This is a genomic window from Sulfitobacter sp. L-8 (genome assembly GCF_056859255.1).
This window is the reverse complement of the sequence record NZ_JBSXOD010000053.1, coordinates 25100-44900: the sequence shown is the minus strand read 5'-3', so window position 1 is coordinate 44900 and position 19801 is coordinate 25100. Positions and strand designations below refer to the sequence as shown.

Genomic DNA, 19801 nt, shown 5'->3' with positions numbered 1-19801 from the left:
AAGTTTATTGAACTGCGCAGTCGATTATCTATGGGCGGCCGACGGGCTGATCCAACCGTGCAGGTTTTCCTCGATCACGTTTGACAATGCCTTGATATGCAGAGCGTCATCGTTCAAGCAGGGGATATAGTGAAAGTCTTTGCCCCCCGCGTGCTCAAAGCTTTCCCTGATTTCCTCATTGATCTCTTCCAGGGTTTCGATGCAATCCGCCGAAAAAGCGGGCGCGCAGACAGCTATTTTCGTGTTGCCTGCTTTCGCCTGCCGCGCGACTTCTTCAACCGTATAGGGTTTCAGCCATTCTTCCGGCCCGAACTTTGATTGAAAGCTCGTCATGATTTCGCTGTCGTCCCACCCAAGTCTTTCCTTGAGTAGCCGGGTCGTTTTCTGACACTGGCAGTGATAGGGGTCGCCCTCTTTCAGATACCGTTCGGGTACCCCGTGATATGAACAAAGAAGCTTGTCAGGTCTGACATCCATCTTGGCGTATGCATTTTCGATAGAGGTGGCGAGCGCATCTATATAGTCGGGGCGATCGAAATAGGGTTCGACGGTACGGGCTGCGGGTTGCCATTTTTCTTTGCCAAGAGCGGCGAAAAAGGCGTCATTCGCTGTGGCAGATGTGGCACCGGCATATTGCGGGTAAAGCGGAAAGAACAAGATCTTTTGGCACCCGGCAGCTGTCATTTCCGCGACCTTGGATCGGGTCGACGGATTCCCGTAACGCATGCAGAAATCAACCATAACCGTGTCGCCGTAACGCTCTTCCAGAACGGCGTTTATCTTGGCGGTCTGCGCTTTGGTGATGGTCATCAGCGGGCTTTCCCCCGCATCTTCATTCCAGATCGATTTATAGGCGGCACCACTGGTAAAGGGCCGCTTCGTCAAGATCACCAGTTGCAATAGAGGTTGCCAAAGCCAGGGACTGTAATCGATGACCCGCCGGTCCGAGAGGAATTCACCCAGATATCTGCGCATCGACCAATAATCATAGTTATCCGGCGTGCCCAGGTTAGCCAGCAAAACCCCCACCTTTGGCGTAGGCAGGGCCGGGTGGTCAGTTTGGGTATGGGCTGGGCGCGTTAGCGACATCTGGCATTCCTTATTGCGTGGGTATTGGTCAGATAACCAGTTTAGCTGGCAGGTCAATCGGACAAGGGGGTTTCAGCGGTATTCAGGGCATCCGCCAGCCGGTGTTGCGCCGAACCGGGGCGCAAAGCTTTGGGTTGGCTGTCATCAGGGGCCCAGCCCATCAAAAAGACAAGTTCAAACGTGGCAACTATTCGACCATCAGCAGTCGCGTAATGATCCTGGTAAAGTTTCCCAGCCGCATCAAATACTGCGCGGGCGGTTGGGCGGCGCAGCCTGGCCGCCAATGCGTTGGCTTCGCCCATGGCGCGCAAGTCCCGCATCAGATGCCACATATCGGTATACTCAATCCGAAGCGTGGTTGTGTCCGCCACCGGCAAGGCAAACCCTGCACGCTGTAAAAGCCCCCCGATTTCGCGCAATTCCGCCATCGGCGCGACGCGGGGCGACAAGCCTCCGGTAACCGCTACCTCGGCCTGACCAAGGCAAGCGCGAAGTTCATGCAGTGTCTGGCCACCATAGCTAACGGACAGAAAAAGTCCGTCAGGTACCAATGCCCGCCGCGCCTGGATCATTTGGCCAACCGGGTCATTGGCCCAATGGAGGCCAAGTGCGTGTATTACCAGATCATGCGCGGCCTGATGCAGTGCAAGAGTATCGGCGTCGGGCACCATCCGCGCATCGGGGCGCAATGCGTTCCACACTTGGGGAAACCCGGTGACGATCGCAGCCGATTTAAAGCTTCTGTTAATTATATGCAGTCGATCATCAATATCTTCGAGCGCGGCGCGGTGCAGAAACAGCGCATCATCGCTGGTTCGCCGACGATTACTGGCCAGGGCTTGGATGTCAGTCAGGGCATTTTGCATATTCATACGAGGAATTATAAGCCCATGCTGGCCCAGTTACAAACCGCTGTCGGACTACTTTATCCACCGTCCTGCATGGGGTGCGCGCAATCTATCGCATCCCACGGGGGCCTTTGCGGAGCATGCTGGCGCGACACTCCTTTCATCGCAGGTCTTGTGTGTGACGGTTGCGGTGTTCCGCTGCCCGGCGGTACGCCGGACGAAGTTGCGCATTGCGATACATGCCTGATCAACCCGCCGTCCTGGGTGCAGGGTCGTTCCGCCCTGGTTTACCGCGACATGGGGCGAAAACTGGTGTTGGCGCTCAAACATGGGGACCGTCAGGATATCGCGAAACCCGCGGCCCACTGGATGGCGCGAAGCGTGGCCAATATCTTGCCGGCCAACACGTTGATTGCGCCCATTCCCTTGCACTGGCGTCGCATGATGAAACGACGGTTCAACCAGTCGGCATTGTTGGCCAGAGCGTTGTCGCAAGAAACCGGCCATCAATGCTGCCTTGATCTGTTGAAGCGCATTCGCCACACCCGTCCGCTGGAAGGGAAGAACCGTACCGAAAGATATTCTGTATTGCACGGGGCGATCAGGGTATCGACCGGCGCGCGTGCGACGATCAAGGGACGACCGATACTTCTGGTTGATGACGTTATGACATCCGGGGCGACGTTATCTTGTGCGACGCGGGCGTGTATTGACGCTGGTGCAGGTCCGATACGTGTCGTTACACTGGCAAGAGTGGCGAAAGAGACCTAAGTCTTTGTTCAAGCGATTTACTGGAAAGGAAATTAGCAAAATGAAACCCGTTGAGATTTATACCTCGCCACTCTGTGGTTACTGCCACGCCGCCAAGCGTCTATTGAATGAGAAAAACGTCAATTTTTCCGAGATTGACGTCTTGTCTCAGCCTGAACGCAAGGCCGAGATGATATCGCGCGCGAACGGACGTCGCACCGTACCACAAATCTTTGTCGGGGATACCCATGTCGGGGGGTTTGATGACCTGAACGCACTGGAACGTGCCGGCAAGCTGGACGCGTTATTGGCCGCCGAATGAAAGCCGCGCTTGTTCAGTTGAATGTCTCCGATGCTCCGGCGCGCAATCTGGCGGGCATTGTTGATATGGTGAATGATGCCGCGTCCGGGGGGGCAGAGTTTATCCTTACCCCCGAGGTTACCAACTGCGTTTCGACGAACCGGGACCATCAGCGGGACGTGCTGGCGCATGAAGATCATGACATGACTCTTGCGGCGCTGCGCGACGTCGCGCGGGAAAAGGGTGTTTGGCTTTTGATCGGGTCACTTGGCCTCAAGACTGACGATGCCGACGGACGTTTTGCCAACCGGTCATTCCTGATCGGTGCGGTTGGGGAAATTGTGGCACGTTACGACAAGATCCACATGTTCGACGTCGACATCGATGCAACAGAAAGTTATCGGGAATCACAAGGGTACCGCCCCGGCGAACAAGCGGTCGTTGCCGAGACACCGTTTGGTAAAATCGGGATGAGTATTTGTTATGATCTGAGGTTCCCGAAGCTGTATCAATCGCTAGCGGACGCAGGCGCTGATATTATTACCGTGCCCGCCGCGTTTTCGCCTGTCACGGGTGCCGCGCACTGGCATACGTTGCTAAGGGCGCGCGCTATTGAGACCGGGTGTTTTGTTCTCGCGCCGGCGCAGACTGGCGAACATGCCAGCAACAACCACAAGACGCGGAAAACCTATGGACACTCCCTGGTTGTGGCCCCGTGGGGCGAGGTGATATTGGATGCTGGCGAGGAACCCGGCGTTTATCCGTTCGAGATGGATATGAGCCGCATCGCTGACGCTCGAAGGCGCGTACCGAGCCTTGCCAATCGTCGCGCGTTCAGGGCACCGTCGTAAATGCCATATGACTGAAAATCGAAACTCTCTTGCGATTACTTTGATCAGCGAATTGCTGTCAGCGGATCAACGAATGCGTAACCGTCTGACACGGGTGCTTCCGAAAGGCATGGAAATTTCGCATTTTTCGGTGCTTAATAACCTAGCGTGGCATGACGGTGAAAAGACACCTGCACAACTGGCCGAAACCTTCAACGTCACACGCGGGGCAATGACCAATACGTTGAACAAGCTGGTATGGGCAGGGTATGTTCATATCCGGCCCGATTGGGATGATGCGCGTCGCAAGATGGTGGCCATCAGCCCCGCGGGTCGTAATGCCCGCGACGACGCCATTCGCGCGATTACTCCGTTAATCAGCAATGTCGCAGATGAACTGGGTGAAGAACAGGTCCGTGCGACACTGGAAACCTTGCGCGCATTACGCCGTCACGCCGAGGATTAGTATTATTCGGGTTTGAGGCTGGCGGTAACGTAGTTCACGCTCAAGTCGCGGTCCGACAGGCTCCAGGACCAGGTAATCGGGTTGAATACGAACCCCTTGCGGTCAACAGCCGTGAGGCCGGCGTCATGAAGCAGGGCGAACAATTCGTCGGGGGTAATGAATTTCGACCAGTCATGCGTACCCTTTGGCAACCAACGCATCACATGTTCCGCACCGATAATCGCCATCATGAACGATTTTGGGTTTCGGTTCAGCGTCGAACAGATATGCAGCCCTCCGGGTTTGAGCAGGGTTCGGCAGGCGATAAGATAGTTGATAGGTGACGCCACATGCTCCACCACCTCCATATTCAACACCACGTCGAACTGTTCGCCCGCTTCGGCCATGGCCTCTGCGGTGGTGTGACGGTAATCTATTATTAGCCCGGATTGTTCAGCGTGGACCCGAGCGACCGGGATATTGCCTGCCGCCGCATCCGCGCCAACGACTTCAGCGCCCAACCGAGCCATGGGTTCGGACAGCAAGCCGCCGCCGCAGCCGATATCCAGAATACGCAATCCCTGAAACGGATGTGAGGACTTCAGATCGCGGTCGAATTCGCCGGCAATTTGGCTGGTGATATAATCCAGACGGCAGGGATTAAGCATATGCAACGGCTTGAACTTGCCGTTCTCATCCCACCATTCGGCGGCCATGGCCTGAAACTTTTCAATCTCGGCCGGGTCAACGGTGCTTTGTGGCGCTTGCATTTTGATCTCTCTGTGCTCTTTTGGACTCAACAACTATATAGGGCTGTAATGGACAAATTCTCGGACCAAAAGCGAGCAGTGCAATATCTTTATCCGCCGATTGATCCTTTTGATCAGCGAATGATGGATGTGGGCGATGGTCACACAGTCTATTTCGAACAATGCGGCAACCCCAGGGGTATCCCCGTTATTGTGCTTCATGGTGGTCCGGGCGGCGGGTGCAGTCCGTCAATGCGGCGTTATTTTAACCCCGACAAATACCGCGTGATTCTGTTTGATCAACGCGGCTGCGGGAGATCAAAGCCTTTTGCTTCGGTCACCAATAACACCACATGGGATTTGGTCAGGGATATCGAACGGATCCGACAAGAGCTTGGCATCGACAGCTGGATCGCGTTTGGCGGAAGCTGGGGTGCGACACTGGCGTTAATATACGCCGAGACCCATCCCGAGCATGTGCGCAATATCATTCTGCGCGGCGTGTTCATGATGACCCAAGCTGAGCTGGATTGGTTTTACGGCGGTGGTGCGGGGAAATTCTGGCCCGAACTTTGGGCGCGGTTCAGCGATTTGATCCCTGAAAACGAACGCGGTGATATGATCGCTGCATATCATAAACGTTTGTTTTGCGGCGACCGCATGACCGAAGTCAAATATGGGAGGGCATGGGCTGCTTGGGAAAACGCGTTGGCGTCGATTCATTCATCCGGTGGGTCCCATGAGGGGCCCGGGGAATATTCGCGCACGTTCGCGCGGCTCGAGAATCACTATTTCATGAACGCAGGGTTTCTCGACTTTGACGGACAGATCCTTGCCAATGTGGACAGGATTGCCCATATTCCCGGGGTAATTGTGCAAGGTAGATATGATATGATTTGCCCACCGACCAGCGCTTATCACTTGGCGCAGGCTTGGCCGAACGCCGAACTGAAGATGGTGCGCAACGCGGGGCACGCTCTGTCCGAACCGGGCATCAGCGCGGAATTGGTGCGCGTGATGGACAGGATCGCCGCCGGATGACTCGTTCCCGTTCCTTGATGGATCGTCGTGCCTTGTTTGCGACCGGGGCTGCCGCTGCGTTGCTGGCGGCCACTGGGGTGTCTGCGGCTGTGGCACCCAAGACGGGCGGTCGCTTGCGTATGGCGCTGTCAGGCGCTTCGCGAAGCGACAGTTGGGATCGGGGCAACGGATTGTTCATGCAGGTTGCCCGGCAGGGGCTGATCTTTGACACGCTTACGGAAATCGCCGCTGATGGTACATTGCGCGGGGAATTGGCGACCAGCTGGCGTGGTTCTGCCGACGGGGGGGTGTGGGAATTCGACCTGCGCGAAGACGTGCAGTTCCATGACGGGTACCCTATGACCGCGAAGGACGTTGTTGCGTCGTTGATGTTGGAAGGACTTGTCGAAGCAGTCACGCCATATCTGGTACGTATCACCTTGGCCGTACCGTCGATGAATTTGCCGTTCACTTTGTCGGGACCTGACCATGTTATCGGTGCCGCGCACGCCCCCTTGTCCGGGGTCGGTACAGGTCTTTATCGGTTGCGTCGGTTTACACCGGGTCAGCAAGTTTTGGCCGAGCGTGTGAGCGACCACTACAAGGGAGCCAACGCAGGCTGGTTCGATGCAGTTGAACTGGTATCAATTCCTGCCGAAGCAGTCCGTGCGCAAGCAATGGCCGAATATATGGTGGATGTGGCGGACGTAAAAGACGCGGAATTCCTTGCAGGTTTGGACGATATCGTACTCATGCCATCAACGCGGGGCATGACGCATGCAGTATCGCGCAATGTGGCTATGCCCGGCAAAACCGGTCAATTTCGCCCCTTGGATAATCTGCGCGCCGCCGAAAGATGGTGGTTCGCCTAGCGACGGTTCGCAGGCCCGAACCAGACGGGGCTTGCGGTTTCGTATGGACGGGCGTATATGACGTTTCAACAGCGGCGCATCGGGGTCCACACCAAATGCTCCACCGATCTTGAACACGGGCCGCGCGCCCGTTTTTTTGTGCCTGCCGAAAACTGTAGGACGATAAGTGAGACTATGAATAACGACCTGATTGCAAAAGCCGCCATTGACCGTCGCATGGCCGAAATCATCACTCCGGTGATCGAGGATATGGGATTCGAGTTGGTGCGCGTCCGATTGATGTCGGGTAAACTGACAACATTGCAGATTATGGCCGATCGTCCCGATGGCGGTATAGAAGTTGATGAGCTTGCTTTGGTCAGTCAGGCCGTAAGCGCGGTTCTGGATGTCGAAGACCCCATTATCGAAGAATACACGCTCGAGGTATCGAGCCCTGGCATCGACCGCCCGCTGACAAGGCTCAAGGACTTCGAGATGTTCGAGGGATATGAAGCCAAAATCGAAACCGGCGAACTGATCGACGGTCGCCGCCGTTTCAAAGGCGAACTTGCGGGCGTCGAGGATGACGAGGTGCTGATCAACGTCGAGGAAGGCACCATCGGACTGAAATTCGACTGGCTTACTGACGCCAAACTGGTCCTGACCGACGATCTGATCAAAGAAATGCTGCGCCAACGCAAAGCGTCCGGTGCGATTGACGAAACCAAATTCGATGACATCGAGACCGAAGGGTCCACCGAGGGAGACGACTAAATGGCCATTACATCTGCCAACCAGCTGGAACTGCTGCAAACCGCCGAGGCTGTTGCCCGCGAAAAGATGATCGACCCTAACCTGGTGGTTGAAGCGATGGAAGAATCGCTCGCTCGGGCCGCCAAGTCGCGGTATGGCGCTGAGATGGACATTCGCGTTTCCATCGACCGCAAGACCGGTCGCGCGACCTTTACCCGTGTGCGCACGGTTGTGGCCGATGACGAGCTTGAGAACTATCAGGCTGAATTCACCGTAGAGCAGGCCAAGCAGTATATGGCGAACCCCGAAATCGGTCAGGAGTTTTCCGAAGAAGTCCCGCCCGTCGAAATGGGCCGTATCGCCGCGCAATCCGCCAAGCAGGTGATCTTGCAGAAGGTGCGCGAAGCCGAACGCGACCGCCAGTACGAAGAATTCAAGGACCGCGCCGGTACAATCATCAACGGTCTGGTCAAGCGCGAGGAATATGGCAACGTCATCGTCGATGTGGGCGCTGGCGAAGCGATTCTGCGTCGCAACGAGAAAATCGGCCGCGAAAGCTATCGCCCGAACGACCGTATCCGCGTGTACATCAAGGACGTGCGTCGCGAACAGCGTGGCCCGCAGATCTTCCTGAGCCGCACCGCGCCGGAATTCATGGCCGAACTGTTCAAGATGGAAGTGCCTGAAATCTATGACGGCATCATCGAGATCAAGGCCGTTGCCCGTGACCCCGGTTCGCGCGCGAAAATCGCTGTCATCTCTTATGATGGCTCCATCGACCCTGTGGGGGCCTGCGTTGGTATGCGCGGCAGCCGTGTTCAGGCCGTTGTGAACGAGCTTCAGGGCGAAAAGATCGACATTATCCCGTGGAACGAAGACCAGCCCACGTTCCTTGTGAACGCGCTTCAGCCTGCTGAAGTCTCCAAGGTTGTTCTGGACGAGGAAGCCGGCAAGATCGAAGTCGTCGTTCCCGAAGAACAACTGTCGCTGGCGATTGGCCGCCGTGGCCAGAACGTGCGTCTGGCCTCGCAGCTGACCGGTCTGGACATCGACATCATGACCGAAGAGCAGGAAAGCGCCCGCCGTCAGGCCGAGTTCGAGCTGCGCACCAAGCTGTTCATGGATAATCTGGATCTGGACGAATTCTTTGCCCAGCTTCTGGTCTCCGAAGGGTTCACAAACCTCGAAGAAGTCGCCTATGTCGAAGTGGACGAGTTGCTGGTCATTGACGGTGTTGACGAAGACACGGCCAGCGAATTGCAGGCCCGTGCCCGTGATGTGTTGGAAGCGCAGAACAAAGCGGCCTTGGATGCGGCCCGTGCGCTGGGTGTGGACGACACGCTTATTGAATTTGAAGGCCTGACACCCCAGATGATTGAAGCACTCGCAAAGGACGACGTTAAAACGCTCGAAGATTTTGCGACGTGTGCAGATTGGGAACTGGCTGGTGGGTGGACCACTGTTAATGGCGAACGTACCAAGGACGATGGTACGTTGGAACCCTTTGATATGTCTTTGGAGGAAGCCCAAAAGCTGATCATGACAGCGCGTGTTCTACTGGGCTGGGTTGACCCGACCGAGCTTGAAGCAGACAACGTCGATGAGGATGATTTAACAGACGACGAGGCCGAGGCCTGAGCGCAGGTCGAGGAGGGATAATATGGGGCGCGGTGACATTTCGAAAGAACGGGACGGTAGCCCTGAACGGAAGTGCATTGCCACAGGCGAATCACAACCGAAAAACGGGTTGATCCGCTTTGTCGTCGGCCCTGACATGCTGGTTTTCCCGGATATTCTGGGAAAGCTGCCAGGGCGGGGCATGTATGTTTCGGCGGATCGTGCCGCCTTGGAAACCGCGGCGAAAAAAGGGCTCTTTGCCCGGTCCGCAAAGCAACCTGTCAAGGTTGATGGGAATTTGGTAGACGAAGTTGAAAAGCAGCTTGTCCGCCGTGTAGTCGATCTGATCTCGCTTCAGCGCAAGGCCGGTAAGGCAGTTGCTGGCTATGAGAAAGTCAAAGGTTGGCTGCAAATGGAAGAGGCCGAGGTTCTGATCCAAGCGGTTGATGGGTCCGGGCGCGGAAAATCGAAACTTAGTACACCGCATTTCGGTCATTATATTGGCTGGCTGACGGCAGACGAATTGGGTTTGGCATTCGGTCGCCAAACTGTGATACATGGGGCGCTCGCCTCTGGTGGACTCACCTCTCGTGTTGTAGAGGAAGCTCAGCGGTTAAAAGGCGTGCGCATAAACGAGGGTGGCAACGGTCACCCGAAAGGATAGACGAGCTTCATGAGCGATAGTGACGGCAAAAAGACATTGGGCCTTCGGGGTGCACCTTCGCGCCCGGGTAACGTAAAGCAAAGCTTTAGCCACGGACGTACCAAAAACGTCGTGGTCGAGACCAAGCGCAAGCGCGTTGTGGTGCCCAAACCTGCTGGCGCAAAGCCCGGCAGCGGTAATAATCCATCGCTTGGGGATCCCTCAAAGCGTCCCGCAGGTATTACAGACTCGGAAATGGAGCGCCGGCTAAAGGCGGTTCAGGCTGCCCGTGCCCGTGAGGCGGAAGAAGCCGAAGCGCGTGAAGCCGAAGAAAAAGCGCGTGCAGAAGACCGCGAGCGCCGTCGTGCAGAGATCGAAGCCAAAGAGGCTGAAGAGCGTGAACGCGAAGAGAGTCTGAAGGCAAAAGCCGAGGAAGACGAGCGTCGCAAGCAGGAAGCGGAAGCCGCTGCCGTTGTTGCAGCAACCCCTGCCGCGCCCGCAGCGCCGCGCACGCCCAACATCAAAAGTGGCGCACCGACACCAGCGGCTCGCAAGAAAGAAAGCGACCGCGAGGAAACCAGCAAGCGCAACAAGGGTGGCGACGACAGCCGTCGTTCCGGAAAGCTGACGCTTAACCAGGCTTTGACTGGGGGCGAAGGCGGGCGTCAACGCTCCATGGCGCAGATGAAGCGCAAGCAGGAACGCCAACGTCAAAAGGCGATGGGTGGGTCGGTTGAGCGCGAAAAAGTCGTGCGCAATGTGAATCTGCCGCCGGCGATCATGGTGTCCGAACTGGCGAACCGTATGGCCGAACGTGTCGGTGCCGTCGTAAAAGCGCTGATGAACAACGGAATGATGGTAACGCAAAACGAAACCATTGATGCCGATACTGCGGAATTGATCATCGAAGAATTCGGTCACAAAGTCGTGCGGGTTTCCGATGCGGATGTTGAAGACGTGATCAAGGAAGCCGAAGACGATCCGAAAGATTTGGTTACGCGTCCTCCGGTCATCACGATCATGGGTCACGTTGACCACGGTAAGACATCGCTTCTGGATGCGATCCGCAAAGCCAAGGTTCAATCCGGCGAAGCGGGCGGTATCACCCAGCACATCGGTGCCTATCAGGTGACAACCGACAGCGGTCAGGTCCTTAGCTTTCTGGACACGCCCGGTCACGCGGCATTCACGTCGATGCGTTCTCGTGGGGCTCAGGTCACGGATATCGTGGTTCTAGTGGTTGCGGCAGACGATGCTGTCATGCCGCAGACGATCGAAGCGATCAACCACGCGAAAGCGGCCAAGGTGCCGATGATCGTGGCGATCAACAAGATCGACAAATACGAAGCCAACCCTGACAAAGTCCGTACGGACCTTCTTCAGCACGAGGTCATCGTTGAGAAGATGTCCGGTGAAACACAGGACGTCGAAGTATCGGCGACCACGGGTCAAGGTCTGGACGAACTGCTGGAAGCCATCGCACTGCAAGCGGAACTGCTGGAACTGAAAGCCAACCCCAACCGTCCTGCTATTGGTGCTGTCATCGAAGCGCAGCTTGACGTTGGCCGGGGTCCGGTCGCGACCGTTCTGATTCAGAACGGTACGTTGCGGCAAGGTGATATCTTTGTTGTCGGCGAGCAGTACGGTAAGGTCCGTGCGCTGATCAACGACCAAGGCGAGCGTATCAAGGAAGCGGGGCCATCTGTTCCGGTCGAAGTTCTTGGTCTGAACGGGACACCCGGAGCAGGCGACGTTCTGAACGTGACTGGTACCGAAGCCCAAGCACGCGAAATCGCACAATATCGCGCCAACGCGGCCAAGGACAAGCGGGCTGCTGCGGGTGCCGCGACCACTCTCGAGCAGCTGATGGCGAACGCCAAGGCGAACGAAACCGTAAGCGAGCTGCCATTGTTGATCAAAGCGGACGTTCAAGGTTCTGCAGAAGCGATCGTTCAGGCGATGGAGAAGATCGGCAACGAGGAAGTTCGGGTTCGGGTTCTGCATTCCGGCGTTGGTGCCATCACTGACACTGATGTGGGGCTGGCAGAAGCGTCCAATGCACCGATCATCGGCTTTAACGTGCGGGCCAATGCGTCGGCGCGTGCCACAGCGAACCAAAAGGGTGTCGAGATCCGCTATTACTCGGTCATCTATGACATGGTTGACGACGTGAAAGCGGCTGCAAGCGGCCTGCTCAGCAACGAAATCCGCGAACACTTCATCGGCTATGCGACGATCAAAGAGGTGTTCAAGGTCACCGGTGTCGGCAAAGTTGCCGGTTGTTTGGTTACTGAAGGCAAGGCAAGCCGCGCAGCGGGCGTGCGTTTGTTGCGGGATGACGTCGTGATCCACGAAGGCACTTTGAAAACACTGAAGCGGTTCAAGGATGAAGTCGCCGAAGTGCCATCGGGCCAGGAATGCGGTATGGCGTTCGAAAACTACGAAGATATCCGCCCAGGCGATGTTATCGAAATCTTCACACGGGAAGAAGTGGTTCGCACGCTGGCGTGATTGTCGTCAGTCAGAAATGATTTCGGAGGCCCGGTTGAATTGCCGGGCTTCTGCCGCTTCAAACAGCCGAGAATCTTCGTTAAAGCCGTAGCGTTCTATGGTGATATGATCGTCTGAAATATCTATCACGTTGAAATCATTCGGTTCGCCCCGCACTCGTGAAGACAGGCTGGTCCCGGCATGAAGCTGTACTGCTTTGGTACCATGGGACTTGACCGTAAAGTTCCCGGCGTGCCATGTGTGCAGATGACCTGATAAGATCAGGTTCGCCCCGCACGTCAAAAGTTTCTCAAGCGCTTTTCTAGCGCCCGGAATCGGTTTTTTCTTGGTCTCAGCAGGGTGTTCCAGCGGGTGATGAACGACAAGAATCCGTGCTTTGCCATGCGGCGCATTCGACATTGCGGTACAGGCATGTTTGATACGGCTCGGTGAAAGGCGACCGGTCTGCCAGGAAAAACGATCAACTGAATTAACGCCCACGACGATCATGGTGTCATTCTCGAACTGGGGGGTCAGATCAGGGTTGATCCACTTCTTGTAGCCGCGCCACGGTAAAAAAAACCGCCTGAATGGCCGGTCCAACAATACGTCGTGATTACCAGGCACGCCCAATACCGGCGCTTCTATCATTGAGATGAAGTTATGGGCTTCCTCGAATTGCCGGTCCCGCGCCCGTTGGGTAAAATCGCCGGATATCGCAACAAGGTCGGGACAAAGTTCATTCACACAGCTAACGAGGGGGTCCAGAAGGTCCGGCCGATCCTTACCAAAGTGTAGGTCGGATAGATGAACAAGCTTGCTCATCGTACAGGCTCGTCGAACGATTCCGGGACGATCAGATTCAACGCATTGGGCTGCATACTCAGCTTGAACGGTCCCTTCATGCGGGCCAGTTCTCCGTCACGGGCGACGGCCCGGGATTTATACGACATTTCCAACGTGAACTCTGTGCTACAATGCATTTGATAATCCGTTTGACGTTTAGCCATCCCCAATGCCAGCGCTGCGGCATGTTTAAACAGCCCCCAGCGGTTGGTATCGGGTGCGATAAGCAAAACCATTCCGCCGTTGGCGATGCAGTCTTCGCCACTCAACCCCATCTGATTGAGCTGGAAGGCGTTGCTGATCGCGAAAACAATGGGCGTGCGGTGGCTAAAGGATTTCCCATCATAGGTAACGGTTAGCTTTAGCGGCGCGCGCAAGGTCGCCAACGCCTTTACCACCGACCAATAGGCGGCCACGCGGCTGCGCCCCCATCTTTTGTATATGCCCTCTCGGGTTTGCAGGATGGCCGCATATGCACCGATGCTGGCGTTGTTCAGGAATACCTTGTCGTTGATCATTGCAATGCCGGTGGGGCGAATTTTGCCGCGTGCAATGACATCAATTGCCTCTTCCACCGTCTCGGGCAGATTCAATGACCTGGCGAAGTAATTAAAAGTACCCGAGGCAATGATCCCAAACTGGTTGGGAAGTCCTGCCAGACCTGCGGCAACACCGCTTATTGTCCCATCGCCGCCAGAGGCTACTATTGTAGAATTGGGGGATTTAGCCGCCGTGTCGCGGGCGGTTTTTTCAAGATCAGCACCGGGGTCAAAGGTCACAAATGAGGCGGGGATCCCGTGGTGTTTAAACCGGTCGGCGATCTTGGCCTTGCGTTCGGGACCATCTTCAAGCCCTGAACCGTTGTTCAATATTATTATTACGTGTTCGGGCTTCATCTGCATCCTACCTATATTGCTATAGGCAAACGCCCAAGAATGACGTTGGTTCAGATGAGGCCAAGCAAGAAAGCTCTAATTTTTTTGGCTGATCGGTTTGCCCGAGAACACTTCGCTGTCAACTTGGACAGCGATACGTCCATTAGGAAGATCGCGTACGAACACTCCCTGAATAGATACCGTCGAACCGATTGTGATCGTGCGAAGCATGAATTCCTCCCGAAAGGTAATTATCAAACAAATACAAGGAGGGAGTTTATTCTGTCTAGCAACATTGCATGAATTTTAATCAAATTTGCGAGACTGCGGCAACAATGACTCGGTCGATCAGAGCCAGTCACGCAAAATTGAAATCAGAGGAATATCAGCCGCAGGCATTGGATAGTCTTTCAATGCGTTGGGTCTGACCCACTTCAGCGCCTGACCTTCATTCGATTGCGGCGTCCCTTGCCATTTTCGACAGGCGAAAAGTGGCATCAGCAAGTGGAAATCTTCGTAAGCGTGGCTGGCAAAGGTAAGAGGAGCAAGACAGGACGCCCAGGTATCGATCCCGAGCTCTTCGTGCAATTCTCTTATCAACGCGGCTTCGGGCGTTTCGCCGGCTTCGACTTTTCCGCCGGGAAACTCCCAAAGACCCGCCATGGGCTTTCCGGGCGGGCGCTGTGCCAAAAGCACCCGCCCGTCCACGTCGATCAAAGCGACGGCCGAGACCACCACCATGGTCACGAACGGTAATCTGCGTTGATGTCGATGTAACCGTGGGTCAGATCACAGGTCCACACAGTGGCCTTGCCTTCACCGATCCCCAAATCCACGCCGATAACGATGTTCTGACCTTTCATATGGGCAGCAGCCGCTTCTTCTGAATAGTTCGGGCTACGCCAGCCTTCCTTGGCTACTTCGATATCACCAAAACGGATCGACAGCCGGTCACGATCGGCAGCAGCCCCAGATTTACCGATGGCCATGACCACGCGGCCCCAATTCGGGTCCTGCCCTGCGATCGCGGTCTTGATCAGGGGAGAGTTGGCGATAGCCATACCGTGTATCTTGGCATCTTCATCTGTCGCCGCACCGGTGACAGCAATTTCAACGAATTTGGTAGCACCTTCCCCATCCTGGACGACTTGATGCGCCAAGTTCAGCATAACGCGGTATAATGCATCTGAAAACGCGCCGCTTTCACTTGCATCGACGCCAGATGCACCCGTCGCCGCCAAAATAAGACTGTCCGAAGTCGACGTGTCACTATCTACGGTAATGCAATTGAACGTTGTTTCGGTGTGTCGTGACAACATCTTTTGCAAGGCGCTTTGACTGACAATCGCGTCCGTGAAGATATAGACCAACATGGTCGCCATATCAGGTGCGATCATCCCGGAGCCCTTAGCGATCCCTGCAATAGAGACTGCTTTACCGTCTATTTCGATCTCTTCTCTCGCCCCTTTGGGAAAGGTATCGGTGGTCATGATCGCCTTGGCAGCATCAGAGATGCCTTCGGGGTCGAGCTTGCTTTGAAGCTGGGGCAGCACGGCGGTCACACGTTCATGCGGCAAGGGTTCGCCGATCACGCCCGTAGACGATGTGAAAACACGAGACTGCGATATGCCGCAAACCTCCGCCACTGCGGCGGTGATTGCCTCAACGGCGGCCACACCGTTCTTTCCGGTAAAGGCATTGGCATTCCCGGAGTTCACCAGAATAGCGGCACCGTCTTCAGAAACGCCGCCGATCTTTGCCTGACAATCCAGAACCGGTGCCGCGCGGGTGGCAGATTTTGTAAACGCACCTGCCACCGTCGACCCCGGTGCCAAGACCGCAAGCATCACGTCGGTGCGGCCCTGGTACCGCACCCCCGCCGCAATGGTTGCAAAACGCACTCCCTCAATCACTGGTAGTTGTGGAAAGTGATCAGGGGCTAGCGGGGATACGGCCGAGACTTTGCCCATAATTACTCCAGAAGGCCAATGTTGGTAAGAACAGTCGGGTCGATGCCTTCTGCGGCGGTGCGGTCAACTGTCGCAGCAGCAGTCAGCTCTTCGATCATGGCTTGTGCCTTGATCTGACGCACCTGCGTTTCAAGTTCAGCTTTGACTTCTTCCAGAGCAGGAGCTTCTTTGCTGCGTTTGTCTTCCAGCTTGATGATGTGCCAGCCGAATTGCGTTTTCACAGGCGCAGAAATGTCACCAACTTCAAGTTCCGCTACTGCTGTTTCGAAGGCCGGGACCATCATGCCTGGACCAAACCATCCCAACGAACCACCAGATGGGCCGGACGGACCTGTCGACTTTTCCTTGGCGACCTCGGCAAAATCGGCACCGCCTTCGATCTCGGCTTTGACCGCCAAAGCATCTTCCTCGGTCTCTACCAAGATATGCGACGCGTTATATTCCTGCGTAGGCTCGGCATTCGCATAGGTTTCGTCATAAGCTGCCTGAAGCTCTTCAGGGGTGATTTCCTTGGCCATCGACTTTTCAATGACTTCACCCGCGATCAGCTGACGCCGTTCGTTTTCAAGCGCAAGCGTGACGCGCTTGGGGAGGTCATCCTTATACGCCTGAGAGATCGCGGTTTGTTGCACCAGCTGGTCCAGAATACCTTTGAACAGGACTTCTGGTGGTAACTGTTGATACTGCTCGGGCAGTGTGGCGCGCGCAATTATCATGTTCCCGATGGTGATATCCGTGCCATTCACTGTGGCTACAACTGTGTCCGCCTTTACTTCCTCTTGCGCGGAGACAGGCAGAGCAAGCGATGCGGCGATCGCAAATGGTGCCAGAAAAGTGAGAGTTTTTTGCATTTATCTGTCCTAAGGTTTGAGCGCCACAACGGCTGCTACATTGACACGGTTTAGTACGACCCTTACATCGCCCTATGGGCGCGGCTTGACGTACGTTCAGTCCTGTATCTAGGGGCTGTATGGCGGCTCGGCAAGCAGATGACGCCTCGCAACATAACTTCGGCAGGAGATTGCATGCTGGGCATCGGAACACTCGCCAAAAAAGTCTTTGGGACACCCAACGACCGTAAAATCAAGGCGACACGCCCGCTGGTTGAACAAATCAACGCGCTGGAAGACGAATTTCAAGCTTTGTCAGATGACGGGCTGAAGCAGAAAACAGAAGAGCTTCGCAAGAGGGCGAACGACGGCGAAAGCCTTGATGATTTGTTGCCGGAAGCTTTTGCCAACTGCCGGGAAGGTGCGCGTCGCACCTTGGGGTTGCGCGCTTTTGACACACAGCTGATGTCTGCGATATTCCTGCATCAAGGAAATATCTCGGAGCAGAAGACCGGTGAAGGCAAAACACTGACAGCGACCTTGGCCGCATATTTGAATGCGCTGACGGGGAAGGGCGTTCATATTGTAACGGTCAATGAATATCTGGTGCAGCGTGACGCTGACTGGATGGGGAAGGTGTTTGCTTCTCTTGGACTGACCACGGGTGCCGCTGTGTCGGGCATGACCGAAGACGACAAACGCGCCGCTTATAGTTGCGATGTCACCTATGCCACCAACAATGAGCTTGGGTTTGATTATTTACGCGACAACATGAAGTCTGAGCTGAGCCAGATTTTTCAAAAACACCACAATTTCGCTATTGTTGACGAAGTTGACAGTATCTTGATCGACGAAGCACGGACGCCTCTGATTATCTCCGGTCCATCACAGGACCGTTCCGAGATGTATAAAACCGTCGATAAGCTCATTCCGCTTTTGCAGGAATCTCATTACGATCTGGATGAAAAAACACGTAATGTCACGTTTACCGAGGATGGTAACGAATTCCTTGAGCAAGAGTTGCGCAAGCAAGGACTGCTTGAGGAAGGGTTGACGATGTATGACCCTGAAAGCACGACGCTGGTACATCACATAAACCAGGGGTTGCGTGCGCATAAGCTGTTCCAACGGGACAAGGACTATATTGTTCGCGATGGCGAAGTAATGTTAATTGACGAATTTACTGGCCGTATGATGGCTGGGCGCCGTTTGTCCGAAGGGCTGCACCAAGCGATCGAAGCCAAGGAAGGGTGTCAGATCCAGCCGGAAAACGTGACCCTCGCTTCGGTGACTTTCCAGAATTATTTCCGCTTGTATGACAAGCTGGCGGGTATGACGGGCACTGCCGATACCGAGGCCGAAGAATTCGCCGAGATTTACGGGCTGGGGGTCGTTGTTGTCCCGACCAACGTGCCGGTTGCCAGGGTGGACGAAGACGATCAGGTCTATCGTTCGGCCCTAGAGAAATATCAGGCGATGATCGAAAAGGTCAAAGAAGCCAATAAAATTGGCCAGCCTGTACTGGTTGGGACCACCTCGATCGAAAAATCCGAAATGTTGAGCAACATGCTGAACGAAGCGGGCATCACTCATAATGTGCTGAACGCCCGGCAGCACGAACAGGAAGCGCAGATCGTCGCGGATGCCGGTAAATTGGGTGCGGTGACCATTGCGACCAACATGGCCGGACGCGGCACCGATATTCAGCTTGGTGGTAACGTCGAGCTGAAGGTGATCGAGGCGCTGGATGCTGACCCGGAAGCTGACCCCGTCGCAATTCGCGCCAAGATCGAGGCTGAACACGCGGACGAAAAGAAAAAGGTGCTCGACGCTGGGGGCCTGTATGTTCTGGCGTCCGAGCGTCATGAAAGCCGTCGGATCGACAACCAGCTGCGCGGACGTTCCGGTCGTCAGGGTGACCCTGGCCGTTCGTCATTCTATCTTTCCTTGGAAGACGACCTTATGCGGATTTTCGGGTCTGAACGGTTGGAAAAAGTGTTGACGACGCTTGGCCTGAAAGAGGGCGAAGCGATTGTGCACCCTTGGGTCAACAAGTCGCTGGAGCGCGCACAGGCCAAGGTCGAAGGTCGCAACTTTGATATTCGTAAGCAGTTGTTGAAATTCGATGATGTGATGAACCAGCAGCGCAAGGTTATTTTTGGTCAACGCCGTGACATCATGGAGGCAGCCGACCTTTATGAAATTACCGCTGACATGCGCGAACAGGTTATCGACGATCTGATCGAAGAATTCATGCCTGCCAAGACATATGCGGACCAGTGGGATGCCCAAGGCTTTCAGGCAGCCGTTGCGGAACGGTTAAATTTGGATGTTCCGGTCGCGAAATGGTGCGAAGAAGAGGGCGTTGATGACGAGGTTATTCGCGAACGCCTTGTCGGTGCCAGTGACGAGATGATGTCTGAAAAAACCGAAGCGTTCGGCGCAGAGAATATGCGCAATATTGAAAAGCAGGTTCTTTTACAGACCATTGACGGAAAATGGCGTGATCACCTGTTGACGTTGGAGCACCTGCGTTCAGTTGTTGGATTCCGCGGGTACGCGCAACGTGATCCCTTGAATGAATACAAGAATGAATCTTTCCAGTTGTTCGAGACTATGCTGGATAGCTTGCGGACTGAGGTCACACAAAAGCTTGCTCAGATACGTCCAATGACCGAAGAAGAACAGCAGCAGATCATGTCTCAGTTGCAAGGACAGCAACAGGTCGCCGAGAAGGAGTCTCCGGTGTCGGCACCAGAGCAGGAATCTAAACCAGCAGATTCAGCCTTTGATGAAAGCGATACTTCAACTTGGGGAACGCCGGCAAGGAATGAGCCATGCCCATGTGGGTCTGGTAAGAAGTTCAAGCATTGCCACGGTAAGGTTGAGTAACC

The 19801-nt window shown here is 55.2% G+C and carries 19 protein-coding genes; 11 read left to right on the top strand and 8 right to left on the bottom strand.

Annotated features, from left to right (window positions below; translation table 11 throughout):
- Positions 1-24: 24 nt before the first annotated feature.
- Both hemH and AC13DE_RS13575 read right to left on the bottom strand, forming a co-directional pair.
- Positions 25-1089: a ferrochelatase gene (gene hemH / locus AC13DE_RS13580; protein ID WP_483048130.1), complete on the bottom strand. Its 1065-nt coding sequence runs from the start codon at positions 1087-1089 to the stop codon at positions 25-27.
- Positions 1090-1142: 53 nt separating this feature from the next.
- Entirely contained in the window at positions 1143-1961 is an 819-nt protein-coding gene (locus AC13DE_RS13575; protein ID WP_483048129.1) for a methyltransferase domain-containing protein, read from the bottom strand.
- An 18-nt stretch (positions 1962-1979) separates the two neighbouring features.
- Here AC13DE_RS13575 and AC13DE_RS13570 point away from each other — a divergent pair, with 18 nt between their 5' ends.
- From AC13DE_RS13570 to AC13DE_RS13555, 4 genes are read left to right on the top strand one after another with little or no spacing between them, the layout of a single operon-like run.
- Positions 1980-2708, top strand: a complete 729-nt coding sequence (locus AC13DE_RS13570; protein WP_446297478.1) for a ComF family protein — start codon at positions 1980-1982, stop codon at positions 2706-2708.
- Positions 2709-2748: 40 nt separating this feature from the next.
- Positions 2749-3009 carry a glutaredoxin 3 gene (gene grxC / locus AC13DE_RS13565; protein WP_446297479.1) on the top strand — a complete coding sequence of 87 codons (261 nt, stop codon included), beginning with the start codon at positions 2749-2751 and terminating at the stop codon, positions 3007-3009.
- A complete protein-coding gene (locus AC13DE_RS13560; protein WP_483048128.1) occupies positions 3006-3839 on the top strand; it encodes a carbon-nitrogen hydrolase family protein in 834 nt (277 codons plus the stop codon). Before grxC ends, AC13DE_RS13560 begins: the two co-directional genes overlap by 4 nt.
- A 7-nt stretch (positions 3840-3846) precedes the next feature.
- Positions 3847-4284, top strand: a complete 438-nt coding sequence (locus tag AC13DE_RS13555; RefSeq protein ID WP_446297481.1) for a MarR family winged helix-turn-helix transcriptional regulator — start codon at positions 3847-3849, stop codon at positions 4282-4284.
- Positions 4285-4286: 2 nt separating this feature from the next.
- Here AC13DE_RS13555 and ubiG read toward each other — a convergent pair whose 3' ends face one another.
- Complete coding sequence (ubiG, locus tag AC13DE_RS13550) at positions 4287-5033, bottom strand: bifunctional 2-polyprenyl-6-hydroxyphenol methylase/3-demethylubiquinol 3-O-methyltransferase UbiG (RefSeq protein WP_446313584.1); 747 nt, start codon at positions 5031-5033, stop codon at positions 4287-4289.
- Between the two features lie 48 nt (positions 5034-5081).
- On the opposite strand from ubiG, the gene pip reads away from it, so the two are divergent.
- The 6 genes from pip to infB all read left to right on the top strand — a co-directional run bounded on the left by pip (position 5082) and on the right by infB (position 12407).
- Positions 5082-6053, top strand: coding sequence for a prolyl aminopeptidase (gene pip / locus AC13DE_RS13545; protein ID WP_483048127.1), 972 nt, complete (start codon positions 5082-5084; stop codon positions 6051-6053).
- Positions 6050-6904: an ABC transporter substrate-binding protein gene (locus AC13DE_RS13540; RefSeq protein ID WP_483048126.1), complete on the top strand. Its 855-nt coding sequence runs from the start codon at positions 6050-6052 to the stop codon at positions 6902-6904. The genes pip and AC13DE_RS13540 overlap by 4 nt, the downstream gene beginning before the upstream one ends.
- Positions 6905-7078: 174 nt before the next feature.
- Positions 7079-7657 (top strand): ribosome maturation factor RimP, encoded by a 579-nt coding sequence (gene rimP / locus AC13DE_RS13535; protein ID WP_446297485.1) that lies wholly within the window; start codon positions 7079-7081, stop codon positions 7655-7657.
- Entirely contained in the window at positions 7658-9274 is a 1617-nt protein-coding gene (gene nusA / locus AC13DE_RS13530; protein WP_446297486.1) for a transcription termination factor NusA, read from the top strand.
- Between the two features lie 22 nt (positions 9275-9296).
- Positions 9297-9917, top strand: coding sequence for an RNA-binding protein (locus AC13DE_RS13525; protein ID WP_413851657.1), 621 nt, complete (start codon positions 9297-9299; stop codon positions 9915-9917).
- A 9-nt stretch (positions 9918-9926) separates the two neighbouring features.
- Entirely contained in the window at positions 9927-12407 is a 2481-nt protein-coding gene (gene infB, locus AC13DE_RS13520) for a translation initiation factor IF-2 (protein WP_446297487.1), read from the top strand.
- 6 nt (positions 12408-12413) lie between these two features.
- Here the strand turns inward: infB and AC13DE_RS13515 are convergent, their stop codons facing one another.
- The 5 genes from AC13DE_RS13515 to AC13DE_RS13495 form a co-directional block, all read right to left on the bottom strand.
- Positions 12414-13211, bottom strand: a complete 798-nt coding sequence (locus AC13DE_RS13515; RefSeq protein WP_483048125.1) for a metallophosphoesterase family protein — start codon at positions 13209-13211, stop codon at positions 12414-12416.
- A complete protein-coding gene (locus tag AC13DE_RS13510) occupies positions 13208-14128 on the bottom strand; it encodes a diacylglycerol/lipid kinase family protein (RefSeq protein WP_483048124.1) in 921 nt (306 codons plus the stop codon). Before AC13DE_RS13510 ends, AC13DE_RS13515 begins: the two co-directional genes overlap by 4 nt.
- A 327-nt stretch (positions 14129-14455) precedes the next feature.
- Entirely contained in the window at positions 14456-14854 is a 399-nt protein-coding gene (locus AC13DE_RS13505) for a (deoxy)nucleoside triphosphate pyrophosphohydrolase (RefSeq protein ID WP_483048123.1), read from the bottom strand.
- The gene (gene argJ, locus AC13DE_RS13500; protein ID WP_483048122.1) at positions 14851-16077 is read right to left on the bottom strand and encodes a bifunctional glutamate N-acetyltransferase/amino-acid acetyltransferase ArgJ; all 1227 of its coding nucleotides are present in this window, start codon (positions 16075-16077) and stop codon (positions 14851-14853) included. Before argJ ends, AC13DE_RS13505 begins: the two co-directional genes overlap by 4 nt.
- Before the next feature lie 2 nt (positions 16078-16079).
- Positions 16080-16928, bottom strand: coding sequence for a foldase protein PrsA (locus AC13DE_RS13495; RefSeq protein WP_446297492.1), 849 nt, complete (start codon positions 16926-16928; stop codon positions 16080-16082).
- 174 nt (positions 16929-17102) lie between these two features.
- On the opposite strand from AC13DE_RS13495, the gene secA reads away from it, so the two are divergent.
- A complete protein-coding gene (gene secA / locus AC13DE_RS13490) occupies positions 17103-19799 on the top strand; it encodes a preprotein translocase subunit SecA (RefSeq protein WP_483048121.1) in 2697 nt (898 codons plus the stop codon).
- Positions 19800-19801 lie beyond the last annotated feature (2 nt).